This window comes from Saccharicrinis fermentans DSM 9555 = JCM 21142 (genome assembly GCF_000517085.1).
In the GTDB taxonomy this organism is placed as follows: Bacteria; Bacteroidota; Bacteroidia; order Bacteroidales; family Marinilabiliaceae; genus Saccharicrinis; species Saccharicrinis fermentans.
Window position 1 is genome coordinate 1936514 of sequence record NZ_KI912107.1, and the last position, 19511, is coordinate 1956024.

12 protein-coding genes are annotated in these 19511 nt (G+C 37.8%); all 12 read right to left on the minus strand.

The window, feature by feature from the left end; all coding sequences use genetic code 11:
- Positions 1-152: 152 nt before the first annotated feature.
- The 12 genes from CYTFE_RS0107645 to CYTFE_RS0107695 all read right to left on the minus strand — a co-directional run bounded on the left by CYTFE_RS0107645 (position 153) and on the right by CYTFE_RS0107695 (position 19444).
- Positions 153-2525 carry a PDZ domain-containing protein gene (locus CYTFE_RS0107645; RefSeq protein WP_027471332.1) on the minus strand — a complete coding sequence of 791 codons (2373 nt, stop codon included), beginning with the start codon at positions 2523-2525 and terminating at the stop codon, positions 153-155.
- A 67-nt stretch (positions 2526-2592) separates the two neighbouring features.
- Positions 2593-5262 carry a hypothetical protein gene (locus CYTFE_RS0107650; protein WP_027471333.1) on the minus strand — a complete coding sequence of 890 codons (2670 nt, stop codon included), beginning with the start codon at positions 5260-5262 and terminating at the stop codon, positions 2593-2595.
- A 61-nt stretch (positions 5263-5323) separates the two neighbouring features.
- On the minus strand, positions 5324-6136 hold the full coding sequence (locus tag CYTFE_RS0107655) for an alpha/beta hydrolase (protein ID WP_027471334.1): 813 nt from the start codon (positions 6134-6136) through the stop codon (positions 5324-5326).
- Positions 6133-6834 carry an SGNH/GDSL hydrolase family protein gene (locus tag CYTFE_RS0107660; protein WP_027471335.1) on the minus strand — a complete coding sequence of 234 codons (702 nt, stop codon included), beginning with the start codon at positions 6832-6834 and terminating at the stop codon, positions 6133-6135. The genes CYTFE_RS0107655 and CYTFE_RS0107660 overlap by 4 nt, the downstream gene beginning before the upstream one ends.
- 62 nt (positions 6835-6896) lie before the next feature.
- Entirely contained in the window at positions 6897-9575 is a 2679-nt protein-coding gene (locus CYTFE_RS0107665) for a hypothetical protein (RefSeq protein ID WP_027471336.1), read from the minus strand.
- A gap of 92 nt (positions 9576-9667) precedes the next feature.
- A complete protein-coding gene (locus CYTFE_RS0107670; RefSeq protein WP_052343070.1) occupies positions 9668-11308 on the minus strand; it encodes a GH39 family glycosyl hydrolase in 1641 nt (546 codons plus the stop codon).
- 1 nt (position 11309) lies between these two features.
- A complete protein-coding gene (locus tag CYTFE_RS0107675) occupies positions 11310-12749 on the minus strand; it encodes a right-handed parallel beta-helix repeat-containing protein (RefSeq protein ID WP_044212104.1) in 1440 nt (479 codons plus the stop codon).
- A 23-nt stretch (positions 12750-12772) separates the two neighbouring features.
- The gene (locus CYTFE_RS28545) at positions 12773-15730 is read right to left on the minus strand and encodes a CBM96 family carbohydrate-binding protein (RefSeq protein WP_052343071.1); all 2958 of its coding nucleotides are present in this window, start codon (positions 15728-15730) and stop codon (positions 12773-12775) included.
- 432 nt (positions 15731-16162) lie between these two features.
- Complete coding sequence (locus CYTFE_RS28550) at positions 16163-16852, minus strand: glycoside hydrolase family protein (protein ID WP_152541658.1); 690 nt, start codon at positions 16850-16852, stop codon at positions 16163-16165.
- Positions 16853-16883: 31 nt separating this feature from the next.
- The gene (locus tag CYTFE_RS28555) at positions 16884-17177 is read right to left on the minus strand and encodes a hypothetical protein (RefSeq protein ID WP_152541657.1); all 294 of its coding nucleotides are present in this window, start codon (positions 17175-17177) and stop codon (positions 16884-16886) included.
- A gap of 14 nt (positions 17178-17191) precedes the next feature.
- Positions 17192-17548, minus strand: a complete 357-nt coding sequence (locus CYTFE_RS0107690) for a hypothetical protein (RefSeq protein ID WP_044212102.1) — start codon at positions 17546-17548, stop codon at positions 17192-17194.
- A 459-nt stretch (positions 17549-18007) separates the two neighbouring features.
- The gene (locus tag CYTFE_RS0107695; RefSeq protein ID WP_027471340.1) at positions 18008-19444 is read right to left on the minus strand and encodes an arylsulfatase; all 1437 of its coding nucleotides are present in this window, start codon (positions 19442-19444) and stop codon (positions 18008-18010) included.
- Positions 19445-19511: the final 67 nt, after the last annotated feature.

Below are 19511 nucleotides of genomic sequence, written 5' to 3' on the forward strand. Positions count from 1 at the left end.
TCTATCATAATTTAAAGGGTTTCAAATACTCACTCCAAACACCCCATATAACTCACACCATTTTTAAACATCCTTTTGAGTAAATTACTGATCCATTACATGCCAGTGTTGAACAGTCAGGTCATACAAACTTTAGTTCCTCGAAATAAAGGTTATTTTAGATAAATCAAAAGAGAATTTTCTTTTTGATTCCTCATTACCACCACATTCATTTCACCCTTTTCTTGATACTTCCTATTTTCCTTTAAAAAATCAACTGTATTATTCACAGAAACACCTTCCACTTCAAGAATCACATCTCCCTTTTTTAAACCCTTATTTTTTACAGCAGGACTATGTTTCCAGGTTCTTAAAACAATAACACCCTCAGCAGTATTTAAACCATAGGCCGATTGTTCCTGTTCCGAATCTACACTTTTAAGTTGATTTCGCAACCATGACACCACAGGACTTTTTCCTTGGTTACTTTCCGTACGGGCTATAAGTTGGGGTACTTCTGGAGTTTTAGCCATCGCTTTAAACTTCTGTTTTTCCACACCAAACACATCCATAGGAAAATTAACAAAACCTAGCTTAATAGCTGGAGAATTCGCATCCACTGTAAAGTCAAGGTTTTCCGGATCTTTAAACATAGGGTCTCCATATGAGCTATGTATATCACGGTCATAAATTTGTGATTTCAACATAGCTGCCTCATTGGGAAACAAATTATGGTCCAGTTCCTTTCCCCACCCCAAAAGACCTACGTCCTGATAGGCATCCATCACAATATTTTTCCGGAATACATCTTCACTGGAAGCAAACCAAACATGTGGATGTAATGAGTTATTGACGGTAATATTATTCTCCACCACCCTATAAAATCCTTCCCGCAATTTGATACCATTATTCAAACACAGATTATTATAAATATGGTAATTGGATGAACCATCATCCAAATCAATATCCCAGCCATGATCGCAACGAAAACGATTGTTCCGAATAATGGTTGTATGGATAGCATCCCACTTGGGCATACTAGGATAAGTTGAGGTCAGACTGTCCATGACATGTCTTTTGGGATGCCAAAAACGATCTCGGCCCCAAGAATTAAACGAACCATGGTCACTTGTTTCCAATACGGTATTAAACACATCATTGTATTCCAAAACATGCCCACCCCAGGTACCATCACCAATATTAATTCCAGCACGCGGCACATCATATATACTATTGTGACTAACCGTAATATCCATAGCCATAGATATTTGCACCCCTGCACTTTGTTTTTCTATTCGGCCAATACGGTGAATCAGATTATCATATACCAAACACTGACGAGGATAAAGCTCATTCTTTGGTCCATGAATGGTATCCATATCTTCATAATCAACAAACTGTCCATAATTAAATGATGGCGAACGCACAGCAGAAGCATCTCCCACAAAAGAGATGGCACTGGCTCCACACTCATGAATATGATTGCCTTTTATCTCCAGGCCTTTGTTATACTTGCTCGCCATTATTACATTACCTCCCAGTTTGGTAAATTCACAATCTTCAACAGCACACCCTTCAGTACCTTCAAAAAACAATGCACTCCCCCGGTATATAGTCCAGTCACTTCTCAATAAAGGCTCATATGCTTCAAAAAGGGTACGCTGCGTACCTTCAAATTTAATACCTGAAATACGAACATCGACCACCGGATTATCCAAGGTTCCAACTATTTGTACCAAATCCTTTAGTACAGATGCCTCAAAGTGAGCAGTGTTTATATTTATATTCGTTGCCGGCCAGTAATAAAGTTTGTTTTCCTTTTCATCCAGATACCATTCACCAGGGCTGTCCAATTCTTCAAACACATTCTCAACCATTCGGTATTCTTTATGTGGTTTGGATCCTCTGTTATTTTGATGTCCTCCTTTCAACACAGGAGTTCCATCCTCATTCACTCCTTCTATTTGCCAGTGAAAGCCACCCCAACGACCACTATGCAAGGCATGAAACAATGCTCCTTGAGGGTTCTTCCAGGAAGCTACACGTTCCTTCGAAAGGGCATCTTCGGCATATCCCTGCCAATAATGTGCTGACTCATCATAGTTCGGATAGCGCGCTAAGATTTGCGTATTACCATCGGCGACCAACTGATCAAATGAAATTTTCTCGGTGAGTGTAGACACATAAATATGCTCATCAAACTTTTCCCAGTTCAATGACAAAGGCACTGAGCCCTTAAAGCTTACCTTATCTGCTCCTCTTCCAATAATGCTTAAGCCATTTAAAGCCGGAGAAATAACCAAATGCGACTTTAAATAATACTGTCCCGGCTCCACATAAATAATGATATCCTTTGCTTGCTTTTCCTTTTTCAATTTACGTGCATATACCAATGCATCCTCCATCTCATTGAATATATTCGTTGGACTATTCTCATTGGAAACTATCGCCTTCTGATCTACAAAAATCTCATATTCGTTTGTTGTGCATGCTCCCAAGGAAATCACCAGGCACACGAATATTACTAATTTAAACCTGTTTATCATACAAACACCATTTTTTAATCAATTTCTACTAAAACAACACGAAGTATAAATCCTCTATAAAGGACAACTAATCTATTAAAATATTATACCCCGAAGGATATTCCTTTTCCTGCGTGTTGTCCTTTTGAATAAGTACAGGCGCATCGGCCGAATAATACAATTTTCCATCCACAGCGCGAAGCTCTGCAGAAACCGTTGCCCCTACAGCTTGTAATTGATAGTTACCTATTTTTATTTTTTTACCCCTACCCAAATACAAATATTCAAAGCGCTCCTTATTTTGTGAACATATACCAAAAGAACCTTGAAATTCAAGATCTTTGGAAGCTTTATAGACTTGATCATCTATTGCATTAAAGACGTGTTGGGTACTTCCATTTTTAGATCTTACTTTAACACAAACAAAACAATCCTGACGAACAACCTTTTGGATTTCAGAAATCGATTTCTCGCCTTCATTATAAGCTTCAAAAACAGCCACAAACGGACTATTTTTGGCATTATTATTTGTCTGTCGTACGATTAAAGTTGGTGTATTCTGAGGCGCCTTATTCATCTGTCCTGGTGTAACATCCTCTCGAATAGTTGTAGGAGGTGCATCCACCAAATATACTTGACGGTTAACTTGTCCCATCATCCACATATCAGTATACAGAGCAGGAGACACATCTCCAATATGCCATTGAACAACAAAATCATTGGAGAATGCTACTTTTCTTTGATTTTTAAAATATTCGTACATTGAGCTATATGCTGTTCCTAAATCATTTACCTTTTTAAGATTCAAAGCTTTACCATCGGCATCCAACAAAGTAGCAGTATTACCTAAATTATGATGTATATAATCGTTATCATCCTGATCAGAACGAAAAATATCCACATAATAACCCGAAGTTTCAGAAGTACGAACCATTGCCACCAACCTACGTTTTTCAGCGGCACTCACATCGGCAAATGAACAATTTGGAGATGTTTCTTCTCGGTTATAAAAACTATGATCATCTACCTTCGGATCCATAGCCTCAACAGTAATAGGACCCTTGGTATAACCAGGTACAATCGTATTAGCTCCTGTTGCACCATGGTAATATTTAAAATCAGGAGTCCAATAGGATTCATAGGCAGCACCATCTGGTGCCAAAGCCCATCCCTTTCCATAAAACTGCAAGGCCAAACCATTGTCGGACAAATGAGAACCTTTACGTCCCCCATATAGCGTAAACATCATGCCCTTCTCTTCGTCATTTTTATTTTTCATAATAATATGGCGATGAAATGGCGAATAAGCGGCACGATGAAAAGGGAGGTCACTAGACGAACCCACCAAGGGTTTATTAAGACAAAGCCCCTCAACCCCCAAGTGTTCCCTACTATACTGTCCTGAGTTGACGGCCTTTCTGATGACGGCAGAAACCGTTTTTGCATTGTCCATATCCCCTTCAAGTGTATAATAAGTCAAGAGATTTTCAAAAACAGATATATTAGACGGACCACCGCGCATATCTCCAAAAACAACCAGATTTCCTCGTGCATCCAACCATCCCAGGTTCCCCATAGCGGCCTTAGGAATAATAGGATACTCAGCCATGGTATTTACACCATTTTTATAAAGCTTTATACCCATTTGCATCACAGTAGGAATCATACTGGAGGCATAACCTGGCGACTCCGGCCACAGACCTGTAATAGAGTCATATACACTCATGATATTAGGCAAAGGATCCAGGTAATCCGTTTCTATTTCGGTATAAAAGGGGATATAATACTCACGCCCTTTCCCGTCCTCATAGAAATCATTGGGTTCTAACACCAATATACTATTCATCAGGTGACGGTAGCGATTCACATTCCAATTGCCCTTTTTACCACCTCGTACCAAATCAATTTCTATAAAACGTTTAAAGACCTCACCTGCCATTTGAGTGGTATTCTTCCCAATTTCTTTGAGGTGAGGGTGTTCATTTTCACACATATAATCATGCAAAAAATCATAGGTCGATGCTGCCACATCTTGTCTATCGTCATGAATCACTTCATAATCGTAATAACCTAAAATACCACCCGGTTCATACCCTCCAGGTCCTTTGGATGATTTTTCAGGATCCAAAGGTGGTTGCATATAATAGGTTCCCAACAACCACGTCCATAAGATATCTGAAGAAAATTTTGCATATTTTTCGTCCTTGGTCACATAATAGGCAAAAGCCGCTTTCTCGGCCAGTTTAAGGATCTCCATATTGTTTTGACGAATCATATGACCGCTCTTCTTGTAGGGTACTAAGACAGGTGTTGGATCTCCACTTGAACGACTAATGCCAAGCATATCTCCGGATTTATTATATGGAATACGGTCTTCCAGAGGTACATTAACATAATCATTCCAACGACGCATTCCGGGCAGACGAACGGTAGGTACCGGAGCATTTCCTTCGCCGTAATCCCAATCTTGTTTTTTTATATAACATTGTGTATAATGAGCTCCCTCTTCCCAATACATAGCCAAACGAGAAACGATCCATTCCGGATCTGATTGATGACGATCTACATAAGGCTGTAACTCATCTAACATATTAATCCATGAACTTTTAGCCCAATCATGTGAATCAATCTTTTCTAATATTGCATGTTGCTCTTCAGGCGTTGCATAAATAGAAGGATAAACCTTCCCTTTTTGTTTTGGTGCACAACTACCCATAGCAATGATAACAATGAATAGTAGTATGTTCAATTTATACATATTATCTCGTAATAATTTATGAATTAGCAAATGCTATTTTTTTGAAGCATTTAACCTTGACTTACCTTTTAAAAAAATCGTTAAAAAAATACAGATGGTACTTTATGGAATTTGCCCAATAGGCATTTGTATGTCCTCCAGGTCGTTCAATATAATCATGAGGAATATTACGTTCCAACAGCTTTTTATGCATTCTTTTATTGGCATCATAAAAAAAATCACTCACCCCACAATCAAAAATCAATTTCAAACTATTTCTTTGTAACAAGTGTACCATGTTAATCACAGTATTTTCTTCCCATACAGACTTATTTTCCGCCAAGCTTCCTAAACGTTTTGAAATATCCCAATTATTCGGAAAGGGTAAGATATCCAATCCTCCACTGGTACTTCCTGCCGCCCCCCATATGTCCAAGTTTCTAAAAGAAAGATAAAAGGCTCCATGCCCACCCATACTAAATCCGGTAATGGCACGCCCTTCTTTATTTTTTACGGTATGATAATTATTGTCCACTTCAGGCACCACTTCTTGTGTTATATACGTTTCAAATTGCATCTCCTTATCAACGGGACTATTAAAATACCAACTTGTTTTTCCACCTTCAGGACATATCAAAATAAAGTCATACTGATCGGCATACTTAGGTAAATCAGGCACTTTTTTTAGCCATGCCATAAAATCGCCTCCTGCACCATGTAATAAATACACCACAGGATAAGCCTTTTGCTTACTAGAATAACCATCGGGTGTAATCACCAAATTAGGTAAGGTTTTACCCATACTCTTACTATAAACCATCAAGGTATCAATGTTTGCTGCCTTAGAACAAACAAATACAAAAAGTATCCAACTTAATATAATAATTCGTCTCATTTTCTTCTTTTTTTACTGATTGCTTTGTCAATTGCATCATCAAACATTTTCCCCATCAATTGATAACCTTGAAAATTAGGGTGAACTCCATCTGGTGAAAGTTCTTTTTTTAATCCCTTATTTTCATTCACCATCAGAGAATAACAATCGATATAAGTAATCTTATTCTTTTTTGCATATGCCTTCAATAATTTATTAAGCTCTACAATTTTCTCTGCGGGTTTGATTTCCTTTCGCCACTTATATTGTACGGCAGGTAGAACAGAACACAACACCACTTTAATTTGATGGGCTTGTGCAAGCTCAATCATAGAAAAAATATTACCGGCAATCTGCTCTATGGTAATAGGCCCTTTGTTTTGTGCTATGTCGTTAGTCCCAGCCAAAATAACAACCACTTTAGGGCTAAGATTTATTACATCAGAACGAAAACGTAATAACATTTGAGAAGTCACTTGACCACTAATACCACGGTTAATATAGGGTTTATCCTTCCAAAACAATGAATCTCTGATCCCCCACTTTTCGGTGATGGAGTTACCCATAAAAACCACTCTTGCTTCCCTTTTATCAGGTGCCTTAAGTTTTACATTTGCCTCCTGATAACGATGTAGATTAGCCCAGTCTGCATCCTGAGCCGTCACAGTGTTTGCCAGCACTAATAAAAATAATACCAATGCCACTTTCAAATTTTTCATGTATTTAAATTTAATTTTTAATCTTCATTTTACATATGTGAAGTTTTAATATAAACATGCATTCACCGAACTACAAAATTAGCCTCTTCAAATATAAGCCCCTCTTTATCAGACACTCCCTGCACATTTACCAAATAACGTCCTTTTACATCTCCATTATAAAATTCAATAGTGGCCCTGCCACAAGAATCTGTTTTTAGATTATTTTCCCAAAGTACAGTAATTCGATTGTCAGGAACAGGACTGTTTATTTCGTCCTTTATGGAATATTTAGGACTATAATACTTATACACTCTACCATATCGATTAGAAGTAAATTTATTTCTCTTTTCTTTCGCTTCCACATTTACATTACTTCCTTTTTTTGTCCATATCATTAAAGCTCCGTCCTGAGCTCCATCCAATTCTGAAGATACAACACCTCCTTTAACGTAAGCTATTCCTTCGATCAAATCGCTGGATAAAAATGCAATCTCACTAAAAGTAGCGTCGTTCAATTGAATTTCGTTCAATACAATAGGAATAGAAATATACTTACCTCCCGAAGGTTTTATAACCCTGTCATTTTCAATATATAAACCGGCACCCAACTGATTTACCAAACTTTCCATATCCAATAATTCACCGCCCAAATCATCTTCTGTCAACAAGTATGTACTTCCCGCACTATATTTTCTAAGACTTTCTTCTAATCTATTTCTCGATCTATTTCCCATAACAAATATTTCTGCTATATATTTGGTATCCCAAAGCTTGAACAAAGAATCGGTCTTTCCTGGTTTTTCATATAAGTCCACCTTATGACGGTGCACATGTGGCAGTAATTCATCATAAAAGAATTGCACCACACTGTCACGTTTTTCCAGCTCCTTATCCTCCATGCTAATCTTAACTCTGGATAATTCATTATTTCTTTCTGCTGAAATAATAATGGAAGGACTTAACTTCTCTGAAAACTCCGGTTTAATCCAAAACCGACCATTCTCATCTGTTTTAGACTCACTCATTGTTATGCTTCGGCCCAAACTTAATACATCTATTGGAGCATAAGGCACACCTTTTTTCCCCTTGGTAACCATCCCTCGATAAAGATCGTAATTATAGTATGCATAATCAGCTTTCAGTTTATGACATAATTCATAATACCAATTGAATTTTCGCCATCCATGGGTAAGCATCAACAAATCACTTCTATACTCATTGAGTTTTTCATTTACTTTTACATCAAAATATTGCTCTGGATGATAGACGGCAGAAGACAACTCTGACCTAAAGATGCAATAGTCTCGTATATCTGGAATTGGTAAAAAGGAATGGATACCCTCGCTAATGTGCGTAACAGCAAGCGATAGATTAGCCTTTACAGGCAGACTATCCTTCGACATAACCCTTAAATCCACAACACCTTTGCCGCGTGCTACCATCGTTTTAGCGTTCAAATGAAGATCCACTTTTGCATTGCTTTTAGGAGATATAAAAATCAATCTTTCTGCAAACGGTTCACCTCCTTTATCAAATAAGGTAAGTTTTGCGATACCATTGGGTAAGTCTTTTTTTGAGAACGAGAACATCTTTTCGTTATCTAACTTGATGCTTTGTGTACCTAAAACAAATCCATCCATCTGCCAAACAGCAGTTACATCTACTACACCATCAAAATTCTTTGCTACTTTAAAAATAACATTCTCGTTTTGTGAACCTAAGTACGACAATGCAAAACCCTTTTCCAACACAACTGGAAATTCAATTTTTTGTGCACAATCAAGCGGATTTTTGATCAGCATCCTGTACTTTTCTCCCACATTGGGAATCATCATAAATTTCCCCATTCCTTGATGTGCTGTATTGAAACTTGTAACGATAGTACCTTGTGAATCAATAATATCACCCGAGATATCAATAGGAACACCATGGTCATCCACACTTCTAAATGCAACAATTTGCATTAATCCAGCTACTAGATCTCCTCCTTCGGGCAACAACTGGACATCGATGGCCTGCTGAAGAGACAAAGCATAAGTATTTTCACGATAAGGTGTTTCAGCACTTATTGTCTGGAATTGAATTGTTAAAGGCAAATTACTACGTTGTTGAGATGGATACGAAAAATGAAGAAAAGAAAGTCCCTGATCATTCGACTTCATTTTGCCTCCATCCAGTTTATAATCTCCATCAAAAATAGAATATTTAAAGTCCATATTTTGATAAGGTTGATAATACTTATCATAGGTAAACACCTGCATTTCCACCTGATCATCCGGCTTGTAAAAAGCACGATTAAAACCAAATGAAAAATTATACTTGTTCTTTTTACTTGCCACCACTTCTATTGAAGTTCTAAACATATAATCCAGAGGTTGGTTAAGCATATTAGAACCATACGCTACCAACTCAAATTTACCTTCCCCAACTGACGAGGATATCGGAATTTGTCCTTCTGCTGTACCATCAAATATTAGGAACTGAGAGGATTTCACTACCTCCTTTTTACTATTCAATAAGGCCACAATCATCGTTTGAGATATGTCGCTGGCCTGTTGTAAAGGTCCTTGTACACTATATCCTTTAAACCAAATAGTATCTGTATCCCTGTATTTAGTTTTATTCAAATGCAAAAACAAGCGTTGCTTAACAGGCAAGCCTTTTAACTTTTCATTATAAAGCCGACTTAAAACTATATTTTCTTGTCCATAAATAAACAAGCTTACAAAAAATAAAATACAAGTAAACAGGTAGTACATTGAACCAAAATTAATTATTGAGATAACAAGCCTAAGCTGCTTTAAATTGCAGCTTAGGCTTTGGTTTAACTTTACTATAATCTTTACACACCCTAGTTTATTTGTTCAATCAGCACCAAACTCCAGGGGTCCAATGTGCGATCAATCACTAGTTCTCCTTTTATATTAACAGTTAGCAGTTCCGTTTTTAAGTTATCTGCATACTTTTTCATGACTTTAATTTGCTCACGAGTTGGAGGTTCTGGTTTTCCCATCTTTTCCCAGTAATTATAAATATTACCATGCTCTTTATCCAATGTTTCAATTTTAAACTGAGTTCCGGGTCTCAAATCAGTTATCGTAAAATTAAGCTGACGAGCTTTTCCCTCTTCATATTTTTCTATTTTCTTAATACTTGCGGGAACGGCATCATAATGATCTTCGGGATAATTATAAGCCAGAGCAACCACTTTCCCGTTACCTAATTTACGACTCACGAATAAATAATCATTCTTAAACAACTTTTCATCTCCCAGCTGATTCAGCAATCTATAGGCATGATAAGAAGGCTTCACCAATCCCTGATAGTTAATCATTCCAAAGCCACCATGAAAGATACTCGCTCCTCCTCCTTTTTCTTCAAAAATATCTGTAAATGTCCAAAAGGCCAATGAGTTGGTTAAGCCAATACAATCCAGGTTAACCTTGGTAATATATGCTGCCGGCGGAAGAAAATCATGCATGGCATCCCTACTATTAGGACTTGTATTCCATTCTGTTAAATGTATTTCAGCATCCGGATACGCACTTTTAGCAATTACCTTGTTTAACCACTGCATATCCATCAAAGTAGAATTCACAAAACGAGAAAAATCTTTTCCTTTACCTGTTCTTGGATCGAAAGGATAATCAGTAGGATAAGGATGTGTACTAATAAAATCAACAGGTAATTTTTCATTCTCACAGTATTTAAGAAAATCTTCTATCCATACACCTCTCCATTCCAGGTCATTAATATTTTCAGCTGTAAATGTTTTGGTAAATCCCTTCGTATCTTCCTTTTCACCTTCATAGCGTTTATCAGCCACAAAGTTACTAGTTGAGGGTCCCCCCACTCTCAACTGTTGATCCACAGAGCGGATCGCTTTTACAGATGACTTATATAAAGCAAAATACTGCGATTTTGTTCCATCAAAAAAAGCTCTACTCAGGTTAGGTTCGTTCCAAACCTCGAAATACCACTTACGAACTTCATCAATCCCATAACGGTCCACAACATGCTGTGCAAAAGCTTTCACCAAATCATGCCATTGTCTTAAATAATCAGGACCTGGGGTAACATTGGCCTTCCACCAAAATACGGTTTTAGTTTCCTCAGCTGCAAACTGTTTAGGAAAGAAAGCCAGTTCCACAAAGGGACGTACATTCATATCCAATAAACGATCAAACACATCATCTATATACTGCCAATTATAAACCAACTTGCCATTTTGGCTTATCACAGGAAACATATCATCATGAAAAAGCCCATGAAAACGAACATATTCAAATCCGCAATTTTCATGAACCTTTTCCATTTGTTCTAGCCAGCCTGCACGCAATGCTTCATTGGCACGACCCGCCCCCACGCATTTACTCCAAAAATGATCGAATTTTTCTCCTTTGTTATCAGCACGTATCGTTATGGTTTCTTGTGCATTTACTAAATGAATAGTTACCCAAACGACGCATAATAAATAAGTTCTTAAGTTCATTCTATTTAGCTTTTTTTACCATATTACGAACACCATGATCCTCCACTCCACCCACTGAATAAACATGCACATTGGCACTTTTTTCAGATAATACAACCGGAAAACCACTTAAATTATTTAACTCAAAATCAGACGCTTTAAAGTTGTTTTGATGGGGAAAATTACCATGCATTAAACGAATATTTCCTTTTTCTCCACCCACCTTTATTTTCAAACCTTCTTCCACCAGTTCTGGTGTCCCTCGCAAGGTTATTTTATGGCCAGTTCCACCAATGTAAGCAACACTTCCCGAACCATTATAATAACCATTCTCAGCTGGTATGATCGTGATATCCGCATGATACCCTTTATCTCTTTCATAGGTACTTGCGTAAACAGGTCCATATGCACAATCGGCTTTACAATTGACCACTTCACCAGCACCTAAAGAGTATCCATTTTCACAACCAATGACCACACAGCCTTCCACATATTTCTTTCCCTTCGCATGGGCAATAGTCACACCCGTTCTCATATTCTTGACAGTACAGTTAAGTATAGTAGGATTATCCGTACCGCGTTTAAAGACTTCACCATCCACAATCGTTGTTCCTCCATCATAGGCCCTTATACCAGCCTCACCCAGACTTAACATGTAACCCGGAGGCAATTTATACCCCCATGCAGTCATAAAATCAACATCAAAAGCAGGTCCCGAAGTTTCGGCTAACATATCATCTGTTTTCCTCATCCTGCCTTCAACCACGCAACCTTCAATAGTAGGATAACTAGCAGCCTGCATAAAAATGGCATGTCCGTACGAATGATGAATAATAGTACAGTTTTTTGCATGATTTCTCAATCCCCGAATTAAAAACGCGGAATGTTTTTGATGTCTGATCACATTGTGTTTTCCTTTACCAAAAGCATCTCCATAACCATATGGGAAAGACCCCTTTACGGTCATATGAAAACCTTCAATACGATTATCCCTTCCATCCATACACACTCCTAATGCTCCTTTATTGGGCTTATCATATTCTGAACCAACATCAACCATGGTCAGATTTTTCAATACATTATTACTACCTGTAACAACAAGTTCATGCACTCTGTAATTCCCAAAACTTTTAAATACTCCGGTTTCTATTTGTAAGGTAACCCCGGTAAAGTCATAGCTACTATTATTCCCGGAAAAAAGCAAAAGTACCTTGGCTCTATCTTCAAAGTCTGTAATACCAAAGCTTCCTTTTTTAACATCATCCGGAGTAATAACATAAGTACCCGGCTCCATCTTTAATTCAATATTATCATCATCTAAAAAAGGTAACAATTCAGACAATGAACGCACTAAAACTTGGCTATTTTGTGCATACGCACTACTCATTTTATATAGACCTAGTATCATGATAAGAGCTACACACAATACTTTTCGCTGACTCACTAATGATTTATCAAACATGTTAATCTCAACTTAAAATTTAATTATTTCTTAACTACTTTTAAAACCTCTGTTGTATAATTCCCTTTTAATTCAACAACATAAATTCCTTTCTCACAATCATTCATATCTATCCAATACTCGTTCAAGCCAGCATCGACCTCCTTTTTTGCAATTAATCTACCACTCAAATCATGAATAGACAAAGAAGAATAGTTTAGATTGCTAACTTTAATATTTAATTGATTCGTAACAGGATTGGGATACACAAAAAACCCGTTACCAGAAGTTTTATCGTACACACCAGCATCGATATCTGCTGTTGTTTTAATTTTCAGCACAGGGTGCGAACTTTCATTTTCTTTGGCATAAAAATCGATTCCATTGCCCGTATTATTTAAATCTCTAATACAAATCGTAACGATGCTATCTGTACCATTTTCAATGGCTACAAAATCAGACACATCCCACGTTCCGCTATTCACCACGAATACTTCATCCATCACTTCTCCGAGGCTTGGTTGATTTGTCCATATGACACCTTCTTCGGTCCATGAATCGTCAGATACCTGAAGCGCAGCCCTCTTCTCAGAAGAACCACTTCTGCGGTAGAGTGTTAACTCAGCCGATGAAATAGCTCCCTTCACTTCTCCCAGATCAAACTTCAAAAAGATATAGCGACCATCACCTGATCCATCTGATTTAGTAACCATACTAGTAGCCGAACCATAGTTTGTAGTCATTTCGCCACTATGCACATATGTATCTGCAATAGGTTCTAAATCTAAAGAAACTCGCTCTTTTCCGTTAGACTCAACAGTAATATTTACTTCCTCAGAAGTAGTCATTGCACGGTCGTTATCTATAGCAACGGCAGTAATAGAATAAGTTCCTTTGGGAAGATATTTCCATGTAAAAGAATAGGGAGCCTCACTGACCTCCCCTAATAATATCGCCCCTGCATAGTATTGTACTTTTGTAATTGCTCCTTCGGCATCACTGGCCGCTGCACTTAAGGTAAGGCTTTCTCCTTCAACAAAAACATCTTGATGAGCAGGTGTTAAAACAGAAACAACAGGCGCCGTATTTGCCTGCACTAAGGAAAAGCTAAAATTATTGATCGTATACGAGTCATCTGCTCCTCCCACATAAATACGAATGGCTTGTACACCCTGTGCTAAGACAATTTGATCAGAAATTGTTTGCGTTGCCCAACTTGTTAAGCCTCCAGTTGAAACCAGTGTTACCTCTTCTGTTAAATTTGATGCCTCAGTTTTAAAACATATGGTACCAGATGAATTCACTGCAGCATAACGAACATCCAAACTATAAATTCCCGGTTCAGAGACATCACAAGTGTAAGTCATCCACTCACCCTGGTCCATATCAGTAAGTGCATAACCACCCTCAGAACAGAGTCCAATATCTACACCCTCATCGGTACGATAATTTTCTCCGCTGTTAGAATCATCTGTATCATGATAAACACGAGATTCACCACCCTCCACAAAATAATCATAATTTTCAGCTTCAATTGTACCAGGCAAAACATTCATCTCAAAAGCAGGAAGATCATTTTCAAAACCACTTATAGGATCACCTGCACACCATGGAGGTCTTCGAAAAGACAATCCCCCCCAACCTGGTGCATCTGTTCCTGTATTTTGTTCATAACCAAAATTAGTTGCCGCATAATCCCTTGACCTAACAGTCCATTTGGCCTCATCGGCCAACTCCTGACGAACTGTAAAGTGAGCCACAGGCATTTCCAACACAGGCCTGACAACAGGTTCAACTCCGCGGCTGTTTCGTTCTAAATCACTGCTCACCCAAGGGTTAATTTTAAGCGACTTCCAACGCCCTGTTCTGGTGGTATATTGGTAAAAAGTTTCAGGTTCCCAAGGACTAAGCTGATCTTCATAACTTTGTATTTCAGACAGGTTATATTTCAATGTAAATTCTAGACCTTTCACAATACGATGATCTAAAAAACTATAAAGATCAGTTCCTTGATTCCAAGCCATTTCCATAATCTCAACCACTGTAGATAGGCCCAATGAAGAGTGAACCTGGTCTCTACTACTTTCTTGACATTGTCCATTATCATAAATATAATGCTCAATCTGATCATCATACCCATAATCTTCAATGACGGTATCTCGATAAGGTTTTATTAATGTGTATTCATTATAATATTCATTGGAATTAGAATTTGGTGTGGTTTGAACAATAGGTGGACCCGAAGGGTATGCTAAATCATCAGAACGATGGGGTAAACCTTGAACCTGTCGCAAAGCCCTATCGTACATCACTTCATTATCTAAAAAGATACCCATAGCCATGACCGTCCGCCAGGCCAACAATCCTTGGTTACCATGCCTTCCTGGATCACCATTGTATACTCTCCAATAAAAAGTAACATTATCATTATCTATATCATCCTGTGGTACAGTTGTACTTGAATATCCAGGATAAACTAACATATCTTTAAATGCCTGAATCTCGGCCTCATCCCAACCGTCATAAGTGCTTTTTATTATCTCAGCAGCATTAATCAATGGTGCTCCATATAATCCAGCACACAACGGTTCTGTACCCCCTCCATAAAAATTCACCAATGAACTCCAAGCATTAAGAATTTCAATGGCCTTTTCTGCATGACGTGCGTCTCCCGTAATATACCACATCAACGAATTTTGATAGGCAGCTATGGCATCCGATTCATACTCATAACGCTGATGACGAGGATTTTCACGCGAGAGACTATCATCTTCAGCATCTTTTCGTACCACATAATCATAGCTGGACTTCGCATTGTTTGCTAAATTAACATAAGAGCTATACCATGGATCCTTTTTTGCTTCCACCATGCTTTTCATACGGTCCAAATCCGACTTTTTATGCCAAATACCAGGATGTACAAACTGGGCCATTAAGCTTATTGGTACAAACCAATAAAACAATAAAATAATGAATAGATTTTTTAACACTCGTTTTTTCATATGTCTAAATTTATCTTTCAAAGACTATATGAAACTCGCCAGAAATAATCACACCCCTGTGTAAGAATCCATTCCCATGGCTCGTTTCATATGATTTAACAAAGCAATAATGACAAGAACAGGTATGAAAATGACTCATTTAAAACATAACCGTTCAGCTTACTAAAGTAATATAAGAGCCAATTGAAGAATATGGATATTATACCTAAATGTATGTCAAATGTTGCATGATACATATGCATTAAACCCACAAAATGCGATCAAAATCGATTACAAAGTTCTAATGCAACACCTTTCATCAATCCCCAAATGAACTTGCATCATCTAGTTAGTTAGTCTTTGCAAGAAAACTCCAAATACTGCGTTATTCTCATTTTTGAAACAGTCATTTACAATCATTTCAACCAAAAGATACTTTATAGTACTATTCCATTAATTCATTTCATAACGAAGTAGATACGCAAAACCTTTCCCTTGCACCATTGAAATACCCCACCCAGGAACTTCATTGGCTACATTCCCATCTTCCAAATGTGGTCGGTACAAACCAGGAGCCATAGGAAAGTTGACTAAATTATCCTGAGCAGAAACAAAATGAAGACCATCTTTTGCAAAATAAATTGATTTACTCAGAGACGCCAGGGATGCTACTCCGCCATTTTGTTGCCAAATCAATACTTCATGTCCTTTTTCAATCAAAGGTTCGCTATGTTTCACAAAAGGGCCTTCGGGTTCATTAGCCATAGCTACACCCATTTTAGTGAATCGAGCTCCTTTACTACCATAAACCTTTGAACGTCCCTTATAATACAAATATATCTTGTTACTTTTGACTAAAACAGCCGCATCATCAATACGATAACTATCAAAATCAAGCGAATCAGACGAAATTTCTAAAATCGGATTGTTCTTTGCCCTTATAAAAGGGCCATCAGGACTATCAGCGATGGCCAGACCTATAGCCGTATAATCATTGATACTATTATTTTCAAATATTTTTTCTGGACGACCGGGTGTAGGTTGAACGGCAGTATAATACATATAGTATCTTCCCTTATATGCAAGTATATTAGGTGTAAACACAGAATGGCTGTCAAACATTCCTTCCCCACCAACAGCCAAAGCTAAACCTTGCTCCTCCCAGCTATGTCCCTCATCTGTAGATGTTGCATACCAAATATCCCCCCCAATAACCTGATCTTTGAGGACTTACCATTCTAGTATACCAAATATAATAAGTATCACCAACTTTTATAATATCGCTGGGATCTCGTCTATTATAAAGAGAATCTAAACCTATTCCGTCTACTTTAGAATAGGTAAATCTTACAGAATCCATACTAACTGCCTCTGAATTATCATCTACTTTTCTTTTTGAACTACAGGCTGTTACAAATATCAAGAAAAATAAAGATATACCCATCCATACATTGCTTTTCCTAATCATCTTATATATCATTTTTAATTAATCTTACTTTTTACCATTCCAATATGGAAGTCGGTGGAAGCAGCACTTTTTTTTCCTTGCGCGTACTCCCTGTAAGTAAATTGGTAGAAAAAAGGTCTTTCACTTACCGTTATTTTACAACTTTTGGCATAAGGAATTGGAAAAAATAACACTGCAGACCTTGATGATTGGTGCGCCAAAGGAAAAGGGAAAAGTCCCGTCCCATTCAAAAGCCCCATCATATTGCCTTCCAAAACAGGCTCTGGTGATCCATCTAAATAACACTTGATAATACTATGCGTTCCCGATATATTGGCATTCCGATATGGCATCCAAGTACGAACAATTACGCCAGGCCCTTGATGATCCATCAACGCCCATTCTTTATGCCCATTATTTTCTTCGTATTGAAGAAAATTACGATCGTTTTCATTCGAATTAAAATCCTTATTTATAAACCAACAGAATCTTCAGGACTTACAGAAGCACGGTTATAATTACTTTCCTGCTCTAAACGAAAATTTTCCTCTGGGAAACGTGCCACAGCCTCTCAGTCTGCCATTTCGGTTAAAAGCGACTCAATACTCACCTTCCCATGGCAAAGGAGAACATGAGCTTAAAGAAGCTAAAGTAATGCATCCTAAAACTACAAACAAAAACACATTTCTAAATAATTTATTCATCACCATTTTATAAAATATTGTATTATCAAAAGCATAAATAAAACCTGCGTGCAAATCACTGGCTTGTGTCCATAAACGAAGAATTATAGGTATAGTCGCTTATGGCCCAATAAAGCCTGATTCTTCTTTTCTAGGAGCATCATATAATCATTTGAGACTTTTCTTTTTCACTTCAAACACAAAATTTTCTGAAGGTCTATGACTATCTTTTATTAGTGTCAGCATCTCTGCTGCCAATTCAGGATATTGCTCGGCTACATTATGCGTTTCAGCGGGGTCTTCTTCTAGGTTATACAATTCTACAGGTGTCCGCTCATAATCGTAGGCTACCTTATAGCGTACAGCTTTCCATTTACCCTTACGTACAGCCTGCCTTCCTCCTCTTTCATAAAAACCCCAATACAAGTGGCTATGCTTTTGTTGCTCTTGCCCCAGTAACTCCGGCAAAAACGATATGCCATCAATACTATCAGGAGCAGCTACATTCACAATCTCGGCCAGTGTTGGTAAAACATCCCAGAAAGCAGATATATGCTCCGATTCACGACCGGCTTTTATCTTGCCTGGCCATTTAACAATCATGGGAACCCGAACTCCACCTTCGTACAAATCTCGTTTGATACCTCTTAGTCCTCCTGTGCTGTTAAAATATTTAGGATCAGCTCCTCCTTCCACATGAGCTCCATTATCAGAAGTAAAAATGATGATAGTATTGTCGGCAAGACCAAGTTCTTTAACTTTTTCAACGATTTCACCCACCTGATCATCCAATAAATTAATCATGGCCGCAAAGGCTGCATGACTATCTTTCTGCGAACCATAAGGCCCCATACGATACTTCTTACCATCATCAACTCCTTTATATTCTTTTTCAGGCAGGTATTTTCCTCTATGTTTTGCTAAATATTTCTCAGGAGCAAAGAGTTCTGCATGAGGAATAATAGAGGGGTAATACAGAAAAAAGGTAGTATCTTTATTTGCCTCCAAAAAACGCATCGCTTCATGATGAATTAGTTCTGGTGCATATTGTCCCTGGGCAAAACCGGCATTTTGTTCTAGCACGACAGAATCGCTATTATGCCATAAATAATAAGGGTAATAATTATGCGCTAAAGCCTGACTTAGATAACCATAAAATTCGTCGAATCCTTGATTATTAGGATCTCCTTCGGAACCAGCGTACCCAAGTCCCCATTTACCGAACATACCGGTAACATAGCCTGCTTTCTTAAGCACTTCGGGCACCGTTACTTCCTCCTTTATCATAGGAAAATCGCCTTTCCCTTTTATACCTTTATTGCCCCTATTGTACAAATGTCCGCTATGTTTTCCGGTCATCAATGAACCTCTTGATGGTGCACAAACAGTACTGCCGGCATAATGGTTTACAAAACGGATTCCTTCACTCGCCAAACGGTCAATATGGGGGGTCGTGAATTTTTCTTGGCCATAGCAACTCAAATCGCCATAGCCCATATCATCTGCCAAAATATAGATGATATTGGGTTTTCTCTCTTCTTTTTTCTGAGTACAAGCGACCAATATGACACAGCCTATTAATATTAATATCCTATTCAATTTCATATGTTTATAATTAAATTTTCAATAATGGAACTCATCAGGATTAATCATCCTCCTGTGTGACCAATTT